This is a genomic window from Streptomyces sp. CB02959 (assembly GCF_002803155.1).
Classification (GTDB): Bacteria; Actinomycetota; Actinomycetes; order Streptomycetales; family Streptomycetaceae; genus Streptomyces.
Genome location: NZ_NNBP01000009.1, coordinates 361022 through 385258 on the forward strand (window position 1 = coordinate 361022; position 24237 = coordinate 385258).

General features: G+C 71.9%; 19 protein-coding genes and 2 pseudogenes. 13 read left to right on the plus strand and 8 right to left on the minus strand.

All coding sequences use genetic code 11. The annotated features are described in order from the left end of the window. A pseudogene (locus CG747_RS49525) lies at positions 1-183 on the minus strand (IS5/IS1182 family transposase); the annotation flags it as partial. 150 nt (positions 184-333) lie between these two features. Here CG747_RS49525 and CG747_RS17405 point away from each other — a divergent pair. The 4 genes from CG747_RS17405 to CG747_RS47330 all read left to right on the plus strand — a co-directional run bounded on the left by CG747_RS17405 (position 334) and on the right by CG747_RS47330 (position 2888). Next, complete coding sequence (locus CG747_RS17405; RefSeq protein ID WP_100602631.1) at positions 334-825, plus strand: DUF2975 domain-containing protein; 492 nt, start codon at positions 334-336, stop codon at positions 823-825. After that, positions 825-1097, plus strand: coding sequence for a helix-turn-helix transcriptional regulator (locus CG747_RS17410; protein WP_100602632.1), 273 nt, complete (start codon positions 825-827; stop codon positions 1095-1097). Before CG747_RS17405 ends, CG747_RS17410 begins: the two co-directional genes overlap by 1 nt. A gap of 234 nt (positions 1098-1331) precedes the next feature. After that, positions 1332-2489, plus strand: coding sequence for an NAD(P)/FAD-dependent oxidoreductase (locus CG747_RS17415; RefSeq protein WP_100602633.1), 1158 nt, complete (start codon positions 1332-1334; stop codon positions 2487-2489). 129 nt (positions 2490-2618) lie between these two features. Further along, positions 2619-2888, plus strand: coding sequence for a hypothetical protein (locus CG747_RS47330; protein WP_146022098.1), 270 nt, complete (start codon positions 2619-2621; stop codon positions 2886-2888). An 82-nt stretch (positions 2889-2970) separates the two neighbouring features. Here CG747_RS47330 and CG747_RS17420 read toward each other — a convergent pair. Continuing rightward, positions 2971-3781, minus strand: a pseudogene (locus CG747_RS17420) (transposase); the annotation flags it as partial. Between the two features lie 22 nt (positions 3782-3803). Between CG747_RS17420 and CG747_RS17425 the strand changes: the two are divergent. The 3 genes from CG747_RS17425 (at position 3804) to CG747_RS17435 (ending at position 8207) form a co-directional block, all read left to right on the plus strand. Continuing rightward, positions 3804-4571 (plus strand): alpha/beta hydrolase, encoded by a 768-nt coding sequence (locus tag CG747_RS17425; protein WP_308303787.1) that lies wholly within the window; start codon positions 3804-3806, stop codon positions 4569-4571. Positions 4572-4789: 218 nt separating this feature from the next. After that, positions 4790-6172: an MFS transporter gene (locus CG747_RS17430; RefSeq protein ID WP_100602635.1), complete on the plus strand. Its 1383-nt coding sequence runs from the start codon at positions 4790-4792 to the stop codon at positions 6170-6172. A gap of 106 nt (positions 6173-6278) precedes the next feature. Then, the gene (locus tag CG747_RS17435; protein ID WP_100602636.1) at positions 6279-8207 is read left to right on the plus strand and encodes a helix-turn-helix domain-containing protein; all 1929 of its coding nucleotides are present in this window, start codon (positions 6279-6281) and stop codon (positions 8205-8207) included. Between the two features lie 64 nt (positions 8208-8271). Here the strand turns inward: CG747_RS17435 and CG747_RS17440 are convergent, their stop codons facing one another. Further along, the gene (locus CG747_RS17440) at positions 8272-8994 is read right to left on the minus strand and encodes a TetR/AcrR family transcriptional regulator (RefSeq protein ID WP_100602637.1); all 723 of its coding nucleotides are present in this window, start codon (positions 8992-8994) and stop codon (positions 8272-8274) included. A gap of 174 nt (positions 8995-9168) precedes the next feature. Between CG747_RS17440 and CG747_RS17445 the strand changes: the two genes are divergently transcribed. From CG747_RS17445 to CG747_RS17460, 4 genes are all read left to right on the plus strand, one after another. Beyond that, entirely contained in the window at positions 9169-10611 is a 1443-nt protein-coding gene (locus CG747_RS17445; protein ID WP_180985579.1) for an APC family permease, read from the plus strand. 62 nt (positions 10612-10673) lie between these two features. Further along, entirely contained in the window at positions 10674-12311 is a 1638-nt protein-coding gene (locus tag CG747_RS17450) for an amidohydrolase (RefSeq protein ID WP_100602639.1), read from the plus strand. A 469-nt stretch (positions 12312-12780) separates the two neighbouring features. Next, the gene (locus CG747_RS17455) at positions 12781-14016 is read left to right on the plus strand and encodes a cytochrome P450 (RefSeq protein ID WP_100602640.1); all 1236 of its coding nucleotides are present in this window, start codon (positions 12781-12783) and stop codon (positions 14014-14016) included. A 271-nt stretch (positions 14017-14287) separates the two neighbouring features. Then, positions 14288-15811, plus strand: coding sequence for a chitinase (locus tag CG747_RS17460; RefSeq protein ID WP_100602641.1), 1524 nt, complete (start codon positions 14288-14290; stop codon positions 15809-15811). Positions 15812-15898: 87 nt separating this feature from the next. On the opposite strand, the gene CG747_RS17465 is transcribed toward CG747_RS17460, so the two are convergent. The 5 genes from CG747_RS17465 to CG747_RS17485 are packed head-to-tail and all read right to left on the minus strand — an operon-like array spanning position 15899 to position 21309. Next, on the minus strand, positions 15899-17086 hold the full coding sequence (locus CG747_RS17465; protein ID WP_100602720.1) for an MFS transporter: 1188 nt from the start codon (positions 17084-17086) through the stop codon (positions 15899-15901). Positions 17087-17091: 5 nt separating this feature from the next. Continuing rightward, positions 17092-17709, minus strand: coding sequence for a GNAT family N-acetyltransferase (locus CG747_RS17470; RefSeq protein WP_100602642.1), 618 nt, complete (start codon positions 17707-17709; stop codon positions 17092-17094). Further along, complete coding sequence (locus CG747_RS17475) at positions 17706-18935, minus strand: alanine racemase (RefSeq protein ID WP_100602643.1); 1230 nt, start codon at positions 18933-18935, stop codon at positions 17706-17708. The genes CG747_RS17470 and CG747_RS17475 overlap by 4 nt, the downstream gene beginning before the upstream one ends. Then, positions 18932-20263: a DUF6271 family protein gene (locus CG747_RS17480; RefSeq protein ID WP_100602644.1), complete on the minus strand. Its 1332-nt coding sequence runs from the start codon at positions 20261-20263 to the stop codon at positions 18932-18934. The genes CG747_RS17475 and CG747_RS17480 overlap by 4 nt, the downstream gene beginning before the upstream one ends. After that, on the minus strand, positions 20245-21309 hold the full coding sequence (locus tag CG747_RS17485) for a phytanoyl-CoA dioxygenase family protein (RefSeq protein WP_100602645.1): 1065 nt from the start codon (positions 21307-21309) through the stop codon (positions 20245-20247). The genes CG747_RS17480 and CG747_RS17485 overlap by 19 nt, the downstream gene beginning before the upstream one ends. 579 nt (positions 21310-21888) lie before the next feature. On the opposite strand from CG747_RS17485, the gene CG747_RS17490 reads away from it, so the two are divergent. Both CG747_RS17490 and CG747_RS17495 read left to right on the plus strand, forming a co-directional pair. Continuing rightward, positions 21889-23412: a glycoside hydrolase family 3 N-terminal domain-containing protein gene (locus CG747_RS17490; protein WP_100602646.1), complete on the plus strand. Its 1524-nt coding sequence runs from the start codon at positions 21889-21891 to the stop codon at positions 23410-23412. A gap of 139 nt (positions 23413-23551) precedes the next feature. Then, positions 23552-23923 (plus strand): hypothetical protein, encoded by a 372-nt coding sequence (locus CG747_RS17495; RefSeq protein WP_100602647.1) that lies wholly within the window; start codon positions 23552-23554, stop codon positions 23921-23923. Positions 23924-24237: the final 314 nt, after the last annotated feature.

Consider the following 24237-nt stretch of genomic DNA (forward strand, 5'->3'; position numbering starts at 1 on the left):
CTAGGCCGTTTCTGATGGCTCTTGGACGGTGTCGCGGAGCCAGATGACGATCGCTGCGACGGTGAGGGTGCCGTTGAAGATGTAGTCGCGTTTGTCGTACCTGCTGGCCACTGCGCGGTGCTGCTTCCACTTGCTGACGCAGCGCTCGACGGCACTGCGGCGGCGGTACTGCGTCTTGTCGAAGGCCCCGCTCCACCTGGGCGCTGAAGGCAGCTCGCCTCACTGCGTCAGGAATTCGGGAGGGCACGCAGGCCCATCCCGCCGACGGATCCGACTTGCCGCCCCTATCGATATTCGATAGATTCCCATCGCGATTCGATCTAGGGAGTGGCATTGGGGAAGCTGACAGTGCTGGCGCTGCGCGCCGTGATGGTGGTGCTGCAGGCCGGGGCGGTGTTCGCCCAGACGGTGATGGTGGCGATGCTGACGGGCGCCATGGAGGAGAGCGTGCTTGCGGACCGCCGCACTCCGGTCCTCGTGATCGCGGTCCTGGGCGTTGTGACGGTCCAGGTCGTCCTGGTCTGCGTGTGGCGGCTGGTGACGATGGCACAACGCGGAACCGTGTTCTCCCACGCCGCATTCCGCTACGTCCATCTCGTGATCGGCGCGTTCGTGGCAGCCGCGCTCCTGGTGTTCGCGCTCGGAGCGGTGCTGGCGCCTGGCGAGGTCGTGCCCCCGGTGGGTGTGGCCCTGCTGGGCGGGGTTTGCCTGGCGCTCTTCGGGAACGCGCTCATCGTGTTCGTGCTGCGGTTGCTGCTCGCACAGGCCGTCGCACGCGACGTCGAAGCGTCGCAGTTGGGGGCCGAGTTGGCCGAGGTGATCTGATGCCGATCGTCGTCGACATCGACGTGATGCTGGCCAAGCGGAAGATGTCCGTGGGCGAACTGGCGGACCGGGTGGGGATCACACCCGCCAACCTGGCGGTGCTCAAGAACGGCCGCGCCAAGGCGGTGCGCTTCACCACGCTCGCCGCGCTGTGCGAGGTGCTCAAGTGCCAGCCTGGAGACCTGCTGCGCTGGGAGCCCGATGCCCCCGGGGATCGGGACAGGGCTGCGCACGAATCCGGAGCATCCGCCCCAGCTGGATCCTCGCCGTGATGAGCGCCGTCGCGGTAGCCGGCCGCCTGCGCACGATCACCAGGCACGACGCCCTCGACCATCACTGCCGCGCGACCCGCTCCGCCTGATCGTCAGCAAGCTCCCGGGCGACGACCTGACGACGACGTCCGCACACCTCATCGCGCCACGGGCCGCTCCGTGCTGCCCGCAGGCGGTCGGTGCCTGCCGTGCGCCGAACACCGATGACGGACTCCACAAGGAACAGAGCAGACCATGACGACAGCACGCCTTTCATACCGTTTCGGGGGCGCGGACAGTGCCGACGTACTGGTGGTCGGGGCCGGGCTGGCCGGACTGAACACCGCCACGCTCCTCGCCCGACAAGGCCACGACGTGCTCCTGGTCGAACGCCGAACCAGTCTTACCGGCGCGATCCGCACCACAGGAATCTTCGTACGCAAGACACTCGACGACTTCCCGCTGCCCCCGGACTGCCTGGGACCACCGATCCGACGCGTGGTCCTCTACCCCCCGAACCTGCGCCGCCCGGTCAGCCTCACCAGCCCCCGCGACGAATACCGGGTCGGCGACATGGCACCGCTCTACGAAGCGACGGCTGCCACCGCTGTCGACACCGGCGTACGCATCGCACTGGGCACGCGCTACGCCGGCCGACAGGGCAACATCTTCCACCTGGCCGGTCGCGACGGACCGACCACGGTCCGGGCCCGCTTCGTCGTCGGCGCCGACGGAGCCCGCTCAAGAGTCGCCCGCGACCTCGCTCTCGACCGCAACAACCACCTGATCGTCGGCGCCGAAGAAGTCTTCGCACTACCCGGCAGCGACCAGCCACCGACATTCCACTGCGTACTCGACCCCTCGCTCGCCCCCGGCTACCTGGCCTGGGTAGTCAACGACGGGCAGCACGCCCATGTCGGAGTCGCAGGCTATGCCGACCGCTATCCAGACGGTCTTCGCCGTGCGATGGAGCGGTTCAGCGCCTCAGCGCCCGGGCTGACCGGCATCGAACGTCCCGAAACGGTGGAGCGGCGCGCAGGCCCCATACCCGTCGGCGGCCTGCTGCGCCGCATCAGCTGCGCCAACGGGCTTCTCGTGGGGGATGCGGCAGGCGCGGTCTCCCCACTCACCGCCGGCGGCCTGGACCCGTGTCTACGACAATCGCAACTCGCAGCCGAGGTCCTCAACGACGCACTGCGCACCGGAAAACCGGAAACACTCACCAACTACGACGGAGCCGCACTCCGCCCCCACTTCCGCGGACGACTCATGCTGCGCCGGGCATTGGCCCACGTGCGGACGCCCACCACAGCAGCAGCGGCATTCACTCTGCTACGCACACCATTCGGTCGGGCCGCGGCAAGCCGAGTCCTCTTCGGCGACAGATCCTTCCCCGACCCCACACCCAAGTGAACCCACCGAGCGAGAGGCCAAGCCATGCCTGCATCCCCCGTACCAGCACCCATCAAGCTCATCACCACGATGGCGGGGCTGGCTGTTACCTGCGGACTCCTGACGGCTTGCAGTGCCGATAGTTCCGACGTGACGTACAAAGCCTGGACCGAAGGAGGCAACCTGCAATCCGTCAGGCACGACTACACCGACGGCCTCAACGGCGCGGTAAGCGTGCCGGCCAAGGTGAGCGGAGCAAGCTGGAGCGCACGGGAGGACGGCGGGCACGCTCCACGCCTCAAGGTCGCGCCTACTGACAAGGGCGTGGCGCACTGCCTCCTGATGGAAGGCGACGGCCGCGTCCTGGACCAACGGAAGGGAGCAGCAGGCCAGCCGGTGACATGCTCTGCCCAGCGGTAGTACGCGCACGCCAGCGCGCGCCGATCTGCCGCAACCCCATTCTACGAGGCGAACGTTGCTTGATGCGGCACTAGCTTGATCTTTAACCTTTGCGGCGGGGGCGTGGGGTTGTTGATTTCTTCGTTCGTCGTTTCGTTGTGTCTGTTTTGCGGACTGTGTGGACGTCGTGGCGGGGTGTGGGGTGGGTGTTCTTGCGGCCGGGAAGGTCGGCCTGGGCCGGGTCGGGAGGGTTTCGGTGCTTCGGCTGGGCAGAGCGTCTTCGGGCGGAGGTGCCTGAAGTCGCGGCGGACTCGGGCCGGGGTGAGACGGTCGGACGGATTCGGTTTCTCCCACGGCCGCCGCAGGTCGGCCGCCAGCGGCCGGGCCAGCCGTAGTTGGGCGTATGCGGCCAGGATGAGCCAGGTCCACCGGTCGGCGGCTTCGGGGGTGCGGATCTTCGGGCGGGTCCAGCCCAGGGTCTGCTTGAACAGCCGAAAGGTGTGCTCGATGTCGAAGCGTCGCAGGAAGACCTGCCAGAGCAGGTCGACCTGAATAGGGGTGGCGTCGGTGCCCGACCACCACAGCCACACCGGTTTCGGGATGGCGCCGCTGGGCAGGTGCTCGACCCGCAGATGGATCACGGTTCCCTCGATGAGTGGGAGGGTTCCCAGTTCGGCGACCCAGGCGGAGCGGTGTGTCAGCCGTGGGTGGAGGCGGTCCCATGCCTGGGCGGTGGCGGTCCCATACAGCCGGGTCTTCGTGACGGTCTGCGCGTCGGGGATGTCTCAGGTGGCCTGGTCGCTGAAGGCGAACTCGCCGCCGTGACGCGGCGGGCGGCCCATCGTATGGGGCTTTCGCGGTGGGGCGGCACGGCGCAGGACACGGGCCGAACGCATCCGGCCCAGCACCTGCACCGACGACCCTAACCCGGCGCGAGTGGGGCGTGGTTGGCTGGCCAACACAGCGGTCGGCGCCGACGACCGGTTCCCCGACTTCGCCCGATGGGCCGCCGACCCGGCCCGCGCTCGCGACGGGCTGCGCCTGGCCCAACTCCCAAGCGAAGTACGACCGAAGGTGCTGACTCTTGCCGACCGCCTGGACCGCGCACCCCGACCCACCACCACCCCGAACAAACCTCTCACCGGCAACCTTCTGCGCCAGGCCGTCCAACAGGCGCTGACCGGGGACGCCAACTTCCCTTGGCTGGCCCGCCTGATCAAGGCGGCCGAGGTCTCGCACACCACACCCGCCCTGCCCCCGGGGTACGGAACGCCGATGCCGGACCGGGACGCCGCAGTGTTCATGGCGACACAATGCAACGACGTGCGCTGGCCCCACGACGTTCGCGGCTACGCCCACGACGTGGCCGCCGACCGCGTGCGACACCCACTCACCGCCGGGCAGCCGGTGAACATCACCCCGTGCGCCTTCTGGCACAGCGAGCCGGCCGACAAGCCGGTCCACATCACCCCGGACGGGCCCTCCAACATCCTGATGATCCAGAACCTCCGGGACCCCACCACGCCCTGCTTCGGCGCCCGGCACATGCGAGCCGCCCTCGACCGGCGCGCCCGCCTGGTCACCGTCGACCACGGCGGCCACGGCGTCTACCTCGCCAACGGCAACGCCTGCGGCGACCGGGCGGTGACGGAATTCCTCACAACCGGGCACCGCCCGGCGACCGACCGGCGATGCAACGCTTAAGCGGACTTGCCACCGAATCATCCCAAACGACGCAACTTTGACACCATCGGATTCGGGCCCTTGAGTGGTCGCCATGCCCCCGTCCGCTGCGGTGATGGTGCCCCCGCACACCTCTCGGCCCGTAAGTATGGCGGTCCACCACATACCCCCCTGACCTGCGCGTTTCTACGGTGTGGCGACACGAATCCGTCCCCGTAAGCTGCCCGGAAGTGGTACCCATGGCCGCCCCTGCAACCGCTCCCCCGACGCCCGCCGGTCTCAGACGCGTCGTCGCTGCCAGTCTCGTCGGGACCACCATCGAGTGGTACGACTACTTCCTCTACGGCTCCGCCGCGGCGCTGGTGTTCGGTCGCGTCTTCTTCCCGGAGTCGGACCCGTTGACTGGCACCTTGCTCTCGTTCCTGACGTATGCCATCGGGTTCGTCGCCCGGCCGCTGGGCGCCCTGGTGTTCGGCCATTACGGCGACCGCATCGGCCGCAAGAAGCTGCTGGTGGTCAGCCTGTTGATGATGGGTGGGGCCAGTGCGTTGATCGGCTGTGTGCCGGGCTACGACACCATCGGGGTCACCGCGCCGGTGCTGCTGACCGTGCTGCGCCTGGTCCAGGGCTTCGCCCTCGGGGGTGAGTGGGGTGGGGCGGTGCTCCTGGTCTCCGAGCACGGCGATGCCGAGCGGCGTGGCTTCTGGGCCTCGTGGCCCCAGGGCGGCGCCCCGGCGGGCAATCTGCTCGCCGTCGGCGTGCTGTCGTTGATGACGACCCTGCAGAGCGATACGACGTTCGCCGCGTGGGGCTGGCGCGTTCCCTTCCTGTTGTCGGCGGTGCTGGTCGGCGTCGGTCTGTGGATCCGCCTCTCCGTCGACGAGTCGCCGGTGTTCCAGGCGGCGTTGGCCAAGGCGGAGCGGCGCAAGGCCGCGCAGGGCGCCGAACAGCCGCCGCTGCTGGCGGTGTTGCGCCACCACTGGCGTGATGTGCTGGTCGCCATGGGGGCGCGGATGGCCGAGAACATCTCGTACTACGTGATCACGACGTTCGTGCTCGCCTACTGCGTCGAGCATCTGAAGGTCGAGAAGCAGGACGCGTTGAACGCCGTGTTGATCGGCTCCGCGATCCAGTTCTGCCTCATTCCGCTGTTCGGGGCGCTGTCGGACCGGATCGGACGCAAGCCCGTCTACCTGGTGGGGGCGGTCGGCGTCGGCGGGTGGGCGTGGGCCTTCTTCGCGCTGCTGGACACCCGGTCGTTCCCGGCTCTCGTGCTGGCGGTGACGGTCGGATTGGTGTTCCACAGTGCGATGTACGCGCCGCAGGCCGCCTTCTTCTCCGAGATGTTCGCGACCCGCATGCGGTACTCGGGGGCGTCGATCGGTGCCCAGTTCGCTTCGGTGGCGGCGGGAGCGCCGGCGCCGCTGATCGCGACCGCGCTGCTGTCGTCGTACGGCAGCGCGACGCCGATCGCGCTGTATGTGACGCTGGCCGCGCTCCTGACCGTGGGCGCACTGTTCGCCGCGCGGGAGACCCGGGGGCGCGACCTGGCCGACGTCGGCCCGGGAACTGACGGCAAGTCAGCTCCGGCCCCGGGGGAGACAGCCGCTTCGTCCGCCTGAGATCCTGCGGCGGGAGGGGGACGGGCAGCCCGGCCCCCGCCCGCCGCCGTCCACTCGCCTTCCGACCCCGCCACCGTTCGCCCTCCTTCCCACCATGGCTCGCCACATGACCCCGGACACCACCACCTCCGCCGCTCCGTATCTGCGCCGCCTGCTCGATCTCCTCGGTGCGGACGCCCCCGCCGAGGAGATCGGCGCGGTCGCCGCCCAAGCGCGTGTCGAGGGGGTCGGCGAGCCGGACCTGGCGGAGGTGGAGAGCGCCACCCGCACCGCCCTGCGGATGGGGAGCGTGCTGCGCCAGCACCGCCGGCGCGAGGCGGAGCTCGCCGCGCTGTTCGACACGGCCGGCGACCTGGCCGGGTTGCGCGACCTCGGGGCCGTCCTCCAGTCGATCGTCCGCCGCGCCAGGACGCTGCTCGGCACCGACACCGCGTATCTCACGCTCCCCGACGCGGCGGCCGACGACACCTACATGCGGGTGACCGACGGTTCGGTGTCCGCGCTCTTCCAGGGGCTGCGACTGGGGCTGGGCGACGGCCTCGGCGGCCTCGTCGCGCAGAACGCCAAACCGTACGTCACACCCGACTACCGCACCGACAAGCGCTTCCGTCACACCCGCACCATCGATGCCGGGGTCCTGGACGAGGGCCTGGTGGCGATCCTCGGGGTACCGCTGCTCCTGGGGTCCGGCAGCGGCGGCGGTGGCGAGGTCATCGGGGTGCTCTTCGCCGCCGACCGCACCCCACGGACCTTCTCCCCGGACGAGGTCGCCCTGCTGTGCTCGCTGGCCGCGCACGCCGCCATCGCCATCGACACCGCCGAGGCGCTCACCCACACCCGGGCCGCCCTCGCCGAACTGGCGGCCGCCAACAAGGTCATCCAGGAGCACGCCGCCGCCGTGCAGCGCGCCGAGGAGGCGCACGACCGGCTGACCGATCTGGTGCTGCGCGGCGGCGACGTGCCGGAGGTGGCCGCCGCGGTCGCCGGGCTCCTGGACGGAGCCATCACGATCCACGACCCCGAGGGGCGCGCCCTCGCCGCCGTGGGCCCGGGCGGCGCCGCGTTCACCGGCGGCGGCACCGTGGCCGAGGTGGTGGCGGACGCCCGGGCCGCCGGCCGGACGGTGTTCCACGACGGTCGCTGGACGTGTGCCGTGCTGGCCGGGCAGGAGTTGTTGGGGAGCCTGGTCCTGTACGGCCGGCCCGACCTCGACGACGCCGACCGGCGGCTCTTCGAGCGGGCCGGTGTCGTCACCGCTCTGCTCCTCCTGCAACGGCGGTCCGTCGCCGAGGCGGAGAACCGGATCCGGGGCGAACTGATCACCGATCTCCTCAACGCGCCGGACCGCGATCCCATCGGCCTCGCGGAGCGCGGCCGCCGACTCGGCTTCGACCTCGACAGCCCCCATCTGCTGCTGGTCGCGGGGGCGGACGCCGCGTCCCGCCAGCGGCTGGCCGCGGCCGCGATGCGCTACCGCTCCGCCGGCGACAGCATCAGCGCCGAACACGCCGGAGCCGTGGTCGTCCTGCTCACGGACGACGGCACCGCGCCGGGCGAGGCCGCCAGGGCCGCCGCCGCGCACCTCACCCGACTCACCGGTGCGCCGGTGACGGTGGCCGCGGCCGGTCCCGCCGCCGGCCCCCAGGCACTGGCCGCCGCCCACGCCGAGGCGGCCCGCTGTCTGCGGGCGTTGCGCGTGCTGGGGCGGGTGGGCGGTGCCTGCGCCGCCGACCTGGGGTTCCTGGGGGTGCTGCTCGGTGACGAGAAGGACGCGGAAGGGTTCATCACCAGCGTCCTGGGGCCGCTCCTGCGGTACGACGACCGGCGCGGCACCGCACTCGTGCGCACCCTGGAGGCGTACTTCGGCTGCGGCGGGAGTCTGACCCGCGCCAAGGACGAACTCCACGTCCACGTCAACACCGTCGTGCAGCGGCTGGACCGCATCCAGACCCTGCTGGGCCGCGACTGGAACAGCCCCGAGCGTGCGCTGGAACTGCAGATCGCGCTCAGGCTCCACCGGCTGGCCGGGAGCTGACGGACCGTCGGTCCGGGGCGGCGAGCGGCACCTCGGTCGGCTTCGCCCCGGGGCGGGTGCCGGATCAGGGCCCGTGGGGCGGTTCGTTCGGCCGCGGCAGGCGGGCCGCCGCGGCCTCCAGCAGCATCTCCAGTGCGTACGGGTAGCCGCTGCGGCGCATATCGGCGGCCAACAGGGGGGCGGTGGCCGCGATGTTGGGGTGGGTGTCGGCCGTCAGGCGACCGTAGCTGGCCTGCCAGACGACGTGATCGGCGGTCCGTGCGGCGGCGGGCAGGGCCAGGGCGGCCGCGTCCAGGGCCGCGAACCCCAGGCTCTGGTCGACGAAGGCGTGGTAGATCCGGACCGCTTCCGGGTCCGGGAAACCGGCCCCGCGGAGCACGCCGAGAATCGCCTCGACGGCACGGGCCTCGTGGGTGCGCCCGGTGGTCCGGTGGGCGGCCAGCAGTGCCGCCTGGGGGTGTGCCTGGTATGCGCGGTGGATCCGCAGGCCGATCTCGCGCAGGTCGGCGCGCCAGTCACCGGTGGGTCGCCAGCCGTGCTGGGCGCGTCCGATGAGTTCGTCGGCGACGGCGAGGAGCAGGTCGTCGGTGTTGCGGAAGTACCGGTAGACCGCGCTGGGGTCGGCGCCGAGCGCGGCGCCCAGCCTCCGTACCGTCAGCGCCTCGGCGCCGTGCTGGCCGACCAGGCGCAGCGCGGTCTCGACGATCAACTGCCGGGAGAGCACGACGCCTTGTTTGGTCGGTCTTCTGCGCCGCCGCTGCGGCTCGGGAACCACTCGTTCGGCCATGGCCTCGCACCTTACGACAACGTCATTGACCTGAGAAGTCCGTGGGCGCTTTCATTTCCAGCCAACCGGCCATCCGGTCGGATTCCTTACGAGTACGGCGGTGATCCATTGGCAGCCAGGGTCAAGGACACGAGCACACGTCCAGGTACGGCCGACGGGCGCCACCCGACCGGCATGCCCAGGTCGGTCGGGGTCGGCGGCGCGGTGGTGATCGCCGCGTCGAGCACCGCGGCCACCTCCAGCATCGGCATCGGACTCGGGCTGACAGCCGGGGTCGTCGGCCTGCACCTTCCGGCGATCATGCTGGTGGCGTTCCTGCCGGTGCTCGCCATAGCCGGCGCCTACGGGCGCCTCAACCGCGTCGAACCCGACGCCGGCAGCAGCTACCGGTGGGTGGGTCGCATCCTCAACCCCTGGCTGGGCTTCCTGACCGGCTGGGTCAACGTCGTCGGCACCGTCGTCTTCATGGCCTACACCACCGCCGTGACCGGCTCGGCCGTCCTCCAGTTGCTCGGCGAGGCCACCGTCCACCGCGTCGGCCGACTGGCCCTCGATCCGGACTCCACCCTCCAGTCGACCCTCGTCGGCCTGGTCGTGCTGATCGCCGCCGCCCTGGTCGCGATCCGCGGGCTCGACCTGGCGGCCCGGCTCCAGAAGTACCTGCTGGTCTTCGAGTACGCCGTGCTGCTCGGCTTCTGCGGCTACGGCCTGTTCGCCGGCGACCAGCCGTGGTCGCTGGAGTGGTTCAACCCGTTCGGCATCCCCTCGATGTCGGCCCTCGCCCAGGGCATGGTGCTGGCGGTGTTCTGCTACTGGGGCTTCGAATCGGTCTTCAGCGTCGGCGAGGAGGTCCGCGACGCACGCGACGCCTCCCGTGGCGGCTTCATCTCCCTCACCCTGATGATGCTGCTGTTCGTCTTCGCCGGAACGGCCTTCCAGCGGGTGCTCCCGTTGGGCGAACTGGCCGACAACGGTGCGCACGGACTGACGTACTTCGGCAGCAAACTCGCCCACCAGCCGCTCGCCGCCCTGCCGTTGATCGCGCTGACCTTCTCGGCGGCGGCGTCCCTCCAGGCCTCGGTCATCCCCACCGCACGCGGGATGTACGCGATGGGCCGGGACGGCACGCTCGGGCGGGTGTGGACCCGGCTCCATCCCCGCCACCGGACCCCCGCCGCGGGCACCCTGCTCATCACGGGGGTCGCCATCCTGCTGGCCCTGCTGTCGCTGGTCATCCCCACCGTCGGCGCGCTGATCTCCGCCGCGGTCAACGCCATCGGCATCGTCGTCGCGCTGTACTACGCCCTCACCGCGATCGCGGCCGCGGTGCACTTCCGCCCGCTGCTGCGCACCTCTCCCGGCGAGGCGCTGCGGGTGGTCGTCGCGCCGCTGCTCGGCGCGCTCGTCCTGCTCGCCGTCGGCGGCTACCTGGCCTGGGACTTCTTCCGGTCGACGGACCACTTCGCGCTCGCCGCCGACAACGGCTGGTTCGAGCTGGCGGTGGTCGCGTTGATGCTCGTCTCCGGGCTGCTGGCCGCCGCGTGGGCCCGCTGGCGCCGACGGGCACCATACTTCCTGCCGCGCTCCGAGGAAGACGCGGCGACGCCGGGCGCCTGACCGACCGCCACGCCCTCTGCCCCGCGGATCGTCCGCGGACCCCCACCTGACGGGAGACCCCCATGGCCAAGGCCGACCTTGTCTTCACCAACGGTCCCATTCACACCTCGGACCCCGCCCGCACCCGGGCGAGCAGCCTCGCCGTGACGGGCGAGCGGATCACCGCCGTCGGCCACGACGACGTCCGGGAGCTGATCGGGCCCGGCACCGAAGTGGTCGACCTGACCGGCAAGTTGCTGCTGCCCGGCTTCCAGGACGCGCACATCCACGCCGTCTTCGGCGGTCTGGAGCTCGCCGAGTGCGACCTCACCGGAACCGTCGGCGTCGACGAGTACCTCTCGCGCGTCCGCGAGTTCGCCGACGCGCACCCCGAACGTGCCTGGATCACCGGTGGCGGCTGGTCTCTGGAGAGCTTCGCCGGCGGACTGCCCACCCGCCAGCTGCTCGACTCCGTGGTGCCGGACCGCCCGGTCTACCTCCCCAACCGCGACCATCACGGCGCCTGGGTCAACACCCGCGCCCTCGAACTGGCCGGTCTCACCAAGGACTCCCCCGACCCGGCCGACGGGCGGATCGAGCGCGAGCCCGACGGCACGCCGAGCGGCGTCCTCCAAGAGGGCGCCACCGGCCTGGTCACCCGGCTGGTGCCGCAGCGCACCGCCGCCGACCGCCTGGCCGCCCTGCTGCACGCCCAGGCACTGCTGCACTCCCTCGGCGTCACCGGCTGGCAGGACGCCCTGCTCGGCTCCTTCCACGGCCAGGCCGACCCCTCGGACGCCTATGTGACCGCCGCCCGCACCGGAAGCCTGACCGCCCGGGTCACCGGCGCGCTCTGGTGGGATCGGGAGCGCGACGCCCAGCAGATCCCCGAACTCGCCGCCCGTCGCGCCGAGTTGGGCCACGGCAGGTTCCGGGCCGGGTCGGTCAAGATCATGCAGGACGGCATCGCGGAGAACTTCACCGCCGCCATGACCAGCCCCTATCTGGACGCCTGCGGTTGCGCGACCGCCAACGCCGGTCTGAGCTTCGTCGATCCGGCGGCGCTGCGCGACTACGTCACCGCACTCGACGCGCTGGACTTCCAGGTGCACTTCCACGCCCTCGGCGACCGCGCGGTCCGCGAGGCCCTGGACGCCATCGAGGCGGCCCGCGCCGCCAACGGCCGCCGCACCGCCCGGCACCACCTCGCCCACCTCCAGGTCGTGCACCCCGACGACCTGCCGCGCTTCGCCCGGCTCGGCGCCATCGCCAACATCCAGCCGCTCTGGGCCGCCCACGAACCCCAGATGGACGAGCTGACCATCCCCTTCCTCGGCCCCGAACGAGCCGGCTGGCAGTACCCGTTCGGCTCCCTGCTGCGGGCCGGTGCCACCCTCGCGGCCGGCAGCGACTGGCCCGTCAGCAGCCCCGATCCGCTCGCCGGCCTGCACGTCGCCGTCAACCGGAGGGAACCGGACGCCACCGACGACCGGATCTTCCTCCCCGAACAGCGCCTCGACCTCACCACCGCCGTCGCCGCCTACACGGCCGGCTCGGCGCACGTCAACGGCCACGACGACGCCGGTACGCTCCAGGCCGGCCACCTCGCCGACCTGGTGGTCCTGGACCGTGACATCTTCACCGCCCCGGCGGAGGAGATCGCCTGCGCCAAGGTCCTCCAGACCTACGTCGGCGGCGAACGCGTCCACACGGCCGACTGACCGATCCCACGGCGCACGAACCGGGCCGGGGCGACGTCCCGCGCGACCCGCGGGGTCGGCGCGCGCCACCGCCCGAGCCCCCCGTCGGGCATTGCGCGGCGGCCGTGGCCGGTCTGCGCCACTGGCCGGGGGACACACACCACCGGTTTTCGACCACGGCGCTCCAACCTGCTCCCCGGAAGCCCCAACGCTCCCACCCGACCCCCGCTGAACAGGCCCTGAGCAGCACATTCGGTCGAGTGCGGGCAGGGCGTGCCGCCCGGTCCTCCGCGGGTAGCCATAGGGGCAGGGTGCCCGCGCGCCTCCCAGGACCCCGTCGTAGCGGACTCGGACTCCGCCCCGCCCGCCCCACCGCACCGACGCGGTGCCCGCATTCGGCACCCGCCGCCTCCTGCCACGCCGCGCCCCCTCCGCACCTCCCCTCGCCCGTACCCGCGTCCGCGGCACCCGTCCCGAAAGAGAGCCGGCCATGCCTCAGCAGTCACCCCACGTCCTCGACCCGTCCGGCCAGGACCGCCAGGCCGAGGACGTCTCCTTACGGGCCGGCGGCCCCCTGGTCCGGGTCGATGTGCTCGGCGAGGAGGCGTGGGCCGTCACCGACCCCGAGTTGCTGAAGCGGCTGCTCCTGGATCCGCGGGTGTCCAAGAACGCCCACCGGCACTGGGACCGCTTCCCCGACCGGACCACCGACTGGCCCCTGCACCTGTGGGTGGCGGTCGAGAACATGTTCACCGCGTACGGCTCCGAGCACCGGCGCCTGCGGCGGCTGATCGCCCCCGCGTTCGCGCCGCGGACCATCGCCGCGCTGGAACCCGACATCGCGCGCTTCACCGGCCGGCTGCTGGACGACCTCGACACCGCGGAGGTGGGGGACGTGATCGACCTGCGCGAGCGGTTCGCCGCTCCGCTGCCGGTCCGGGTCATCAGTCATCTGATGGGACTGCCCGGCCACCTGCTGCCCGACTTCCGGCGGGCCGTGCACGGCGTCTTCGCCACCAACGTCACCGCCGAGGCGGCCGCCGCCAACACACAGCGCCTCTACGCCGCGCTGGACGAGTTGCTCGCCGTCAAGCGCGACCGGCCCGGCGACGACCTCACGACCCGCCTCATCGAGGCCCGTGACCCCGAGGGCCAGGAGCCCGGCCTCACCCTCCAGGAGGTGCGGGACACCCTGCTGCTGGTGGTCAGCGCCGGGTACGAGACCACCGTCAACCTCATCGACCAGGCACTGGTCGCCCTGCTCAGCCATCCCGCACACCTCGCCGCGGCCCGGTCCGGCGCGCTGTCCTGGGGCGATGTCGTCGAGGAGACGCTGCGCTGGCAGGCGCCCGTACCCCTCCTCCCGATGCGGTTCGCCACCATCGACATCCCCCTGTCGGACGGGACAGTCATCCGCAAGGGGCAGGCGATCCTCGCCGCCTACTCCGCCGCCAACCGGCATCCCGCGCTGCACGGGCCGAGCGCGGACCGGTTCGACCCGACGCGCCCCGACAAGACCCATCTCTCCTTCGGCCACGGCGTCCACACCTGCCTCGGCGCCACGCTGGCCCGGCTCGAAGCCACCACCGCCCTGCGGATGCTCACCGCCCGCTTCCCCCGCCTGACCCTCGCGGTGCCCGTCGGCCGTCTCGTCCCCCTCCCGTCCTTCCTCACCAACGGCCACCAGACCCTCCCCGTCCTCGTCCGTCCCGGTCCGGCGGTGTGACCCCGGACCCCGGAACCGCCGGGTCGGACGGTGCCGTGCGCGCCTCCGCCGTGCTCGGCCGACGGGCGGTCCACGCCCCGGAACGCGCGGGTGCGTGGTCCAGCGCGGCGGGCGGGCGCTGGGCAGGACCATGGCGCATCCCGAGTCCTATTGGTCTAGTCCTATCTTGGTCCAGTCCATTGACATGCCCCTGACGCCAGGGTTATCCCAGAGGCAATACCGCTGCGTACAAGGGGAATTGGCGGTCGACCTCTCCACACCCGGGACAGTCATGAGACGCAGGCGCACCCTCCGAGCACTCCTCACCGCAACCGTCACCGCCGTGGCCACGGCCGGCCTGACCGCCCTGGGCGGTGGCGCCGCCCACGCGGCGACCCCGCTCCCGGCCCACGTGTTCGCTCCCTACTTCGAGTCGTGGACGGGCGAGAGCCCCGCCGCGCTCTCCGCCCAGTCCGGCGCCAGGCACCTGACGATGGCCTTCGTCCAGACAGCCGCCAAGGGCTCCTGCACCGCCTACTGGAACGGCAGCACCGACACCCCCATCTCCACGGCCTCGTTCGGCAGCGACATCAAGACCATCCAGGCGAAGGGGGGTGACGTCATCCCCTCCTTCGGCGGGTACACCGCGGACACCACCGGCACCGAAATCGCCGACAGCTGTACCGACGTCGACCAGATCGCCGCCACGTACGAGAAGGTGATCACGACATACGACGTCACCCGGCTCGACATGGACATCGAGGCCGATTCACTGGACGACTCCGCCGCCGTCGACCGCCGGAACAAGGCCATCAAGCTCGTCCAGGACTGGGCGGCGGCCAACGGCCGCACGGTCGAGATCTCCTACACCCTGCCGACGACGACCCACGGACTGACCGACAGCGGACTGGCCGTACTGCAGAGCGCGGTCCGCAACGGCGCACGCGTGGACGTCGCCAACATCATGAAGTTCGACTACTACGACAACGCCACCCACGACATGGCCAAGGACACCCAGACCGCGGCCCAGGGGCTGTACGACCAGCTCGCACCGCTCTACCCGAACAAGACCCCGGCCCAGCTGTGGTCCATGATCGGGATCATCGAGATGCCCGGCGTCGACGACTTCGGCCCGGCCGAGACCTTCACCCTGGCCAACGCCACCGCGGTCTACAACTGGGCAGTGGCCAAGGGCATCAACACCCTGTCGTTCTGGGCGCTGCAACGGGACAACGGCAGCTGCCCCGGCGCCCCGTCCGGCGACACATGCTCCAGCATCCCGCAGAACACCTGGGACTTCAGCCACATCTTCGAACAGTTCACCGGCGGCGGCACGGCACCGGCCGACGACTTCTCGGTGACCGCCAGCCCCGCCACCGGCTCGGTGGCCGCGGGCGGCCGGGCCACCGCCACGGTGCGAACCGCGGTCACGGCCGGCACGGCACAGTCACTGGACCTCACCGTCAGTGGGGCCCCCGCCGGCGTCACCGCTTCGCTCAGCCCCACCTCGGTGACCGCGGGCGGCACCTCGACGCTCACCCTGTCCACCACCACGGCGGCCGCCTCCGGCACCTACCACCTCACCGTCACCGGCACCGGCCCGTCCGGCAGCCACAGCACGTCGTACGCACTGACCGTCACCGGCGGGACCGGCAACCAGTGCACGGCCGCCCCGTGGGCCGGCGGCACGGTCTACACCGGCGGCCAGCAGGTCTCGTACCAGGGGCACAACTGGAAGGCCAAGTGGTGGACGACGGGCGAGGAGCCCGGGACCACCGGTGACTGGGGTGCCTGGCAGGACCTCGGCACCTGCTGAACCGCCTTACGGCCCGGCCGCGTTCGGGCCCGTGGACAGCCGCGGTCGCGCCCCGACGGGGTGCGACCGCGGCTGCGGTGGAGCGGATCAGGCGGGTTCGCCGGCGGACGCGGCGGCCGGTGTCGTCCGGGACGGCCAGCGGATCCGGGTACTGCACAGCGCCACGACGACCGCCGAGGCGGCGACCGCGCCCATCCCCCACGCCAGGCCGACGGCGTTGGCGACGAAGCCGATGAACGGCGGTCCGGCCAGCAGGCCGAGCGTGCCCATCGCGGCGACCAGCGTGAGCGCCCGGGCGCCCTGTCCGGCCGCGGCCACGTAGACGCACGGGGTGACGGCGGCGATGCCCAGACCGACGCAGGCGAAGCCGATCAGGGCCGGCACCGCGCCACCGCTCAGCAGGGCGAGCGCCAGACCCACCCCGGCCAGTGCGCTGCCGGCACGGACGAGGGGCCCGTCGCCCCAGCGGCCCCGCCAGCCGTCGGCGAACAGCCGGGCCAGGACCATCACGCCCGAGACGACGGCAATGCCCATGGGCGCCAGTTCCGCCGATGCCTTGGCGACGTCCTTCAGGTAGAGCGCCGACCAGTCGTTCATGGCGCCTTCGGTCACCGTGCCGAACGCCATGGCGCAGCACATCCACAGCGTCATGCGGGACGGCAACGCCCATCGGCCGCGGCTCTTCGGCTCCTTGCGCGCCGCGGGCCGCTCTTCGGTCAGCAGACCCGGCCCGGCGTATCCCACCAACAGCAGCAGGACGGCGGCGGCCACCGCGAAGTGCGCGGCCACGGCCGAGGTCACCGCGGTCATCCCCGAAGCGAGGACGGCCGCGGCCAACGACCCAGCGCTGAAGGTCGCATGCAGTCTGGCCATCGCGTGCCGCCGGTGCCTGGCTTCGAGTGCGGCGCCCTGCGCGTTCATGGCGACGTTCAGGCATCCCACCAGAACGCCGTCCACGCCCATGACCGCCAGGGCGGTCGGGTAGTCGGGCGCCGCCGCCAACGCGAACAGCAACAGGGTCAGGCCGAGCGCGGACAGCAGCGCCAGGCGCTTCGCCCCCAGTCGGCTCATCAACAGCGTGACCAGGGGGAACGACACCGCCGCACCCACCCCGGTGGCCATCAGCAGCACCCCCACTTCCGCGGCGGTCAGGCCGAGGTGTGCCTTGAGCGCGGGGATCCGTGCCGCCCAGGTGGCGTACTGGAATCCCAGCGAGCAGAACAGCGCGGCAATCGCCAACTGCGCCCGTAGGAAAGGATCGTGCACGCGGAACACCGGGATCACTCCCCTTCGTCATCGTGTGGTGCCGGACCGGGCGACGCCGCGCCGGCCGGCTCGGGCCCTTCGGCGCGGCCCGCCCGGACCGGCCTGGACATGTAGACGGCCTGCCCGCCGTAGGCGCCAGGGGGGACCACCCCGTGGTGCGGGGCGAATCCGTTGGCCCCCCAGAAGCTCTCGCTGCCGGCGACGGCGACCAGCGAGATCTGCTCGTACCCGCCCGCCCTGGCCGTCGCCGTCAGCCGGCGCAGCAGCCGTCGGGCGAGGCCCCGGCCGCGGAGTGGCGCGGCGACGACCAGGTCGTGCAGGTGGAGGTTGCGCCACGGGACGGCGATCCGTTCCGTGGCCCCTTCCGTGGACCCTTCCGCACGGCTCAGGTCCGGGTACTGGAACATCGGGTAGGGCAGCGCCAGCAGGTAGCCCGCGAGCCGCTGCGGGAAGGCGAGTGCGAAGCACGTCGCCGGTGAGGCGTGGGCGCGGGACCGCAGCACGGCCGGTTCCTCCGAGAGGCCGAGGGCGGCATAGGCCCGGGACTCCAGCGCGGCGATGCCGTCCCAGTCGCCCTCCGCTATGTGCCGTACGCGGGCGTCGGTGTGCCGTATGCGGGCGTCGTGGGTCATCTGCTCCGCACCTCCCGCGGCCGCCCCGGCTGCCGGGCCCGGTCGCGTCCGGTGCCCGCACCGTGGATCCAGGTGTACGGGAGCGGGCGGAAGCCGTTGAAGCCCTGGGTCAGGTAGCTGACGGCGTAGGCGCCGCTGGACAGCACCCAGACCGGGTCGCCGGAGGCGAGGTCCGCGGGGACCTGCACCAGGCCGTGCTTGTGCGCGAAGGCGTCGTCGCCGTCGCAGGTGGGGCCCGCGACGGCGGCCGGCAGCCGCGCGCTGCCGGCGTGCGCGGGGAAGACCAGCGGGTACTGCAACTGGTCCATCTCGTAGAGGCCGTTGAACTTTCCCACGCTCAGGTACAACCAGTGCGCCCGGGTGCCGTCCGGTTGCTCCCGCCCGGTCAGCCGGGTCACGTGCGCGCGGATGGCGCCGTGGTCCGCGACGAGGTAGCGGCCCGGTTCCACCAGGAAGTCCAGGTGGTGTCCGCAGACCTCGGTGAGGTGCGCCATGCCCTCCCGGATCACGGCGAAGATCTTGTCCATCGGCGGGTCGAGCGGTCTGCCGTACCGGTCGGCGTAGCCGAGGGCCGGCAGGCCGCCGCCGAGGTTGACGTGGTCCACAAAGACGGCTCGCCGGCGCAGGGCCGCCAGGGTCGCGGCCGTCCGATCGAAGGCCCGGCGCCAGGCATCGGCCGTCATCTGCTGCGAGCCGACGTGGAAGGACAGTCCGGACGGGGTCAGCCCGGCCTCCCGCACCGCGGCCAGTACCCGTACCGCATCGGCGGGCGAGCAGCCGAACTTGTTGCCGAGCCCCCACAGTGCCCCGTCCCCGTCGGTGGCCAGTCGGCAGAACACCCGGGCGCCGGCGGCATGGGCGGCGATCGCCGCCACGTCCTCCAGGCTGTCCGTCGCGTAGTCCCGGACGCCCAGCCGGTGGGCCTCGGCGAGGTCCCGGTCGGACTTGACGGTGTTGCCGTAGTGGATCCGCTCGACCGGTACGCCGGATCTGAGGGCCTGGGCGATCTCGCGGGGGCCGGCTGCGTCGACGCCCGCCCCCCGCTCGGCCAGGCAGGCGAGCACGGCGTCCACCGGGCAGGCTTTCATCGCGAAGCGGACCGCGACCCCGGGCAACTCCCGTTGCAGGATGGTGTAGTTGTCCGCGATGCCCGCCAGGTCGAAGACGATCTGGTCCTCGGTCGCGGCGGCCAGGGCGGCGCGCAGGGATGTGTTGTCGTCGGTCATCGGCGTTCCCGGTCCGGGGGCCGGAGGAAGCCCTGCGGGCCGGCGGCCCGGCTCGCCCCGGTCAGTGGCGCCCAGGCTTCGATGAGGAGGGCGAAGTCCGCCATGTCCTGTCGGGCTTCGTGCAGCAGGCAGTCGCGGCGGGAGGCCAGGACGTCGGCGAACGCCGCGTATTTTCCACCGAGTTTGCGGTAGGAGGCGTCGAGGATGTCCAGTCGCTCGATGTTCTCCGCCGGGTCCAGTCCGGTGCTCTCCCGGACGATGCCGGCGATCGCGGCGGCCCGGACCCGCTGGTGCTCGTCGAGCAGTGCCTGGCCGGCGCGGGCCATCCGGTCGTAGACGAAGGAGAAGTAGAGCATGGAGAGGAAGAACTTCGCGAAGCGTGTCTGGTACGCCAGGAACCCCGGACCGGTCCGGCGCTCGCCGGTGTGGAAGTTGACGATGTTGCGGTTGTGCAGGACGCCGGGCAGCGCGGCGTCGTGCACCAGGTGGATGAGGAAGTAGTCGCTGCCGATGGTGTTGGTGGCGGGCGGCAGCGGTACGCGTTCGTGCACCTGGTGGAAGCTGATGTTGCACATGTCCACGCGCATCGGGTCGACCAGGGTCAGGACGGAGTGGTCACGGGTGAACGCTTCCGTGCCGGCGCCCCGGAAGGACTCGTCGACGAGCTGCTGCTTGGCCTGGGCCGACCACTGGCCGGGCGCCCACAGGCCGACCACGTCGGTGTAGACGCCGGGGTCGGTCCGGTGGATCTCGGCGATGTCCACGGACAGCTCGCCCACGAACGAACTACCCACCATGGCAACGGACTTGTGCGCGTGTTGCGGATCGAGCGCGGTCGTGGAGACGTCCTGCGCGGCGTCGCTCGCGCGCTTGCCCAGCGAGCGGAGCTCATGGTGGATCGGAAAGACCGGCGCCCCGTTCAGGGTCTGGTAGCGGCTGTCCGAATCCCGGCGGTGGACCGACTCGCAGCCGAGGGCTGCGGCGATCAGGAACGCCCGGTTGGTGCAGGCGCCGTAGGAGGGCTCCGCCGGGAGCATCAGGTCCAGCATCAGTTCGGGCTTCGCGACACCGGAGTCGCGGATCACCCGCCGCAGGAAGTCCCGCTGTGCGGCCTCGCCGAGGTGGTGCACGACGACGTTCGGTACCGGGCGCGCCGCGCGTACGGCCCGCGCGTGCGCGGCGAACACCTCGTCGGCGCAGGAGTCCAGGATCAGCAGGTGGACCTCGACGTCGAAGTGCTCGGCCGCGTGGGCGGCCTCCGCGCCGATGGCAGTGATCATCTCGGTGCAGGCGCGGTTGGTGGGCAGGGTCAGACAGATTCTGCGCATGCGCCTGCTCCCATGGGCTCCGCCGGTTCCCGCCCGTGCCACGGCTCCAGGCCCAGGAGTCTGGCGCCCAGGCCGGTCAGGTCGGGCGTGCCGTATCTGAGGGACTCGGGCCGGGTGGCGTCGCCGAGCAGCGTCGCGTTCCAGTCAGGTGTCCGCAGGTGCCGCCAGGAGTCGACGCGGGATGCGGCGAGTTCCCGGTGGGATTCGAGCGCCGGCATCATGGCGAGGTACTGGACCGCGCGCACGCCGTCCCGTGACGTGTTGGCCGCGACGCCGTGCGCCAGCAGGCCGTTCCAGATCAGCAGGTCGCCGGCGGTCAACTCCGGTCGGATAACGGGGAGTTCGGCCGGGTCGACGGCGGGACGGATCGGGTCGCGGTCGGCCGGCTGGTGGGCCCGCCACCGCTCGAACCGGCGGAACAGCTCGGGCGCGCACTGGAATCCGCCGCACTCGGGCTCGGTGTCGTTCAGGGCGATGATCCCCTGGACCCGTTGCGGCGGTATCCCGAGGGAGGTGTCGACGTCCCAGTGGAGCGCGATGTCGAAGCCGCGCTCCGTCGGCGCGACGAGTGCCCGGTCGCGGTTCTTGATGTTGGGCGGGTTCAGGTTGAGCCGGTCCAGGGTCACCCACAGCTCTTCGCAGTCCCACACGTCGACGAACGCGTCGTAGACCCGCTGTGTCTGGCGGCTGTCCCAGAGGAACTGGTGGTGGTACGCCTCGACGAATCCGTAGACGTGCAGGTCCCGGTCGAGGTCCGAGCGGAACTCCCGGTCCTGGTACCAGGTGTCCGGCCGGTCCGGGTCGAGTCCCTGGAACTCCCAGGCGAAATCCAGCAGGCGCCGGGCCGCGGCCGCCGGGATCGCCTGTTTGACGATGACGTAGCCGTAGGTCTGCCAGAAGGCGAACTGCTCCTGGGACAGCACCCGGAGTTTCCGTGTCTTGCGCAGCTCGCGCAAGGGCGTCCGGGCCAGGTAGGTCTCGCCGTCCGCGCTGAAGTACGGCACGTCCGAGGCGGCTCGGTGCAGATATCCGTCAGTCGCTGGCATGCAGCGCTCCAAAGGTCGAATCGATGGGTGCCGGCGCGGAGCGCTCCTGGTCGGGTCCGATGCCGCGGGATGCCCGGGTGGCGTCCGGGCCGGCGCGAACGGCACCGCGAACGGCGTCCGCGCGCCGCGGTGCCCGTACCGCGCCGGGGGGGGCACGGTGCCGTCGCGGTGTGCTGGGGGGAGCGTTGATCCGCGCTGCGGTGGGTGTCGTTGCCGGAGGTGAACAAGGTTCGGGGCGACCGGAAGTGAGGGGAGCGCGACGGTGCGCCCACCAGTCACCCGCGGAGCAGGGGTGGTCTCGGCGAGTTCGGCTTCGGCCCGCGCATCCGCCGAGGACGGTCGCATCCGCCCCTCAGGCAACACAGGCCACTTGCCTAACTCACGCCCCAACAAAGTGGACTAGACCAACTGACCGTGTCAAGGCCGGAGTTGCCGTGAGCCGCGGATCCCGCGACCGGAGCCTCCCGACCGGCAACGGGTGGACCACCCCTTGACATCGCGGATTGGACTAGGTCAACATCCGCTGGTCTGTACCAACGCTCCGATCGATGTGTCGCCACGACCCGGAAGGCCCCGTCGATGTCCTCCAGCAAGCACAGCCAGGAGTTGCGCCGCCTCGCACGCTCCGTCCTCCAACCGGGATTCGTGGGCACCGAGGCACCGGACTGGGTACTGCGCGACATCGGCGACGGCCTGACCTCCGTCGTACTCTTCGCCCGCAACATCGTCTCGACCGAGCAGGTCGCCCGACTGACCGACCAACTCCGCGCGGAAAACCCGGAGTTGATCGTCGCCATCGACGAGGAAGCCGGCGACGTCACCCGCATCGAGTCCTCGACCGGCGCCACCCGGCCCGGCAACTTCGCCCTCGGCACCGTGGACGACGCCGACCTCACCGCATCCGTCGCCCACGACCTGGGGCGCCAACTGCGGGCCGCCGGCATCAGCCTGGACTACGCGCCGAGCGTGGACGTCAACTCCAACCCCGACAACCCCGTCATCGGGGTCCGCTCGTTCGGCACCGAGGCCGCGCTCGTCTCCCGCCACGCCGCCGCCTGGATCCGGGGACTCCAGTCGGCCGGCGTCGCCGCCTGCGCCAAACACTTCCCCGGCCACGGCGACGTCGCCGTCGACTCCCACCACGGCCTGCCCAGCTACGACGCCGACCTCGACGAGATCGCCGCACAGGCACTGCCCCCGTTCCGGGCCGCCGTGGCAGCCGGCGTGGGCGCGATCATGAGCGGCCACCTTCTGGTACCCGCGCACGACCCGCACCTGCCGGCCACCCTCAGCCCTCGCATCCTCCACGACCTGCTGCGCAAGGAGATCGGCTTCGACGGCCTCATCGTCACCGACGCCATCGAGATGGGCGCCGTCGCGGACCGCCACGGCCTCGGCGGCGCCGCGGTCAAGGCCGTCGCCGCCGGCGCCGACGCGGTCTGCGTCGGCGGGGAGAACGCCGAGGAGTCCACCGTCGCCCTCCTCGCCGACGCGCTCGCCGACGCCACGTCCCGCGGGGAGCTCACCGAAGAGCGCCTCACGGAGGCCGCCGATCGCGTCCGGTCGTTCGCCGCGTGGTCACACCGGTTGGGCCAGGACGTCCCGGTCGATCCGATCCTCGGCGACATCGGCTTCGTCGCCGCCCGCCGCGCCCTGCACACGCACGGCCCGGACGGCGCCCTCCCCCTGACCGCCGCGCCGCACGTGGTGGAGCTGGTGCCCTCGACCAACCTCGCGATCGGCAACGAGACGCCCTGGGGCGTCGCCGCACCGCTGCGCGAACGACTGCCCGGCACCACGTTCGTCCGCCTCCCGCACCGGCGACTCGCCGCCCGCCCCGAGATCCTGGCGCAGCACGCGCTGACGCCCGCCACCGGGCGCCCGCTGGTCGTCGTCGTCCGGGACGCCGCCCGGCACACCTGGATGGGCCGCGCCCTCGCCGACCTCACCACCGCCCGCCCGGATGCCGTCGTGGTCGAGATGGGCCTGCCGAGCGACTCCCTCCCCGGAGCCGTCCGGATCTTCACGCACGGCGCCACCGCCGCCTCGGGTGTCGCCGCCGCGGAAGTCCTGGCCCACGGCCGCCCGGCCCGTCCGGCGTAGGTCTCGACCCGCCACCGACACCGCCCCCCAAGGCCCGATATGCACGCCTATACGGCCGAAAGTACGCAGCGGAGGCTGTTCGTCCCCTCCTACGATGCTCGCGGCCGGCGAAGCCGGCCACCAGGGGAGGGAGACAACCATGCGCACGATCATCCGCCGCGCCACCGCGGTCGCCGTCGCCGGCGTGGCCTTGACCGCGCTGGCGGCCGGCACCGCCGACGCCCGGGCCGCATCCGGACCATGGGCCGGATGCCCGTACGGGGCGGTCTGCGTCTATCCGCAGAACCAGGACCCGGCCGCCAGTCCCACCGACGTCTTCTGGAGCTACGGGGCGCGCAACCTCAGCAACCAGTACGGGTGGCACTGGGTCCTCAACAACCAGTCGGGCGGCGCGCACGCCCGCCTGTGCACCGGCTCCGGCGGCGCGGGCTGCACCTACGACATGGCCGCGCAGAACGGCGTCTGGGCCGACCTGACACCGATCAACTCGATCACCCTCGACCGGCCCTGAGGCCGGGCGCGGCGACCGCGTTCCGTCGCGGCCGGGCCTGCGGCCACCCGCTGCCGACCCGGCCGCGACGGCGCCACCTCTCGATGCCGGGCCGGGCGTCGCAGGGTGGCGGCACGGCGCCGGTGGCGCGCGCACGCCCCGTCCGGACAGCACCGGGTGACCGCCGGTCGGCACACCGTCCTCCCCCGGACGGGCCCGTGGCCGCGTCGACAGCCATCCACCGGCCCCAGCGGTGCGGTCACGGTCGGTGGCGGGCCGCTACGCGGGCGACTGAGCCGCGCCGACGGCGAACACGACGGGCGGCGGGCGGCGGT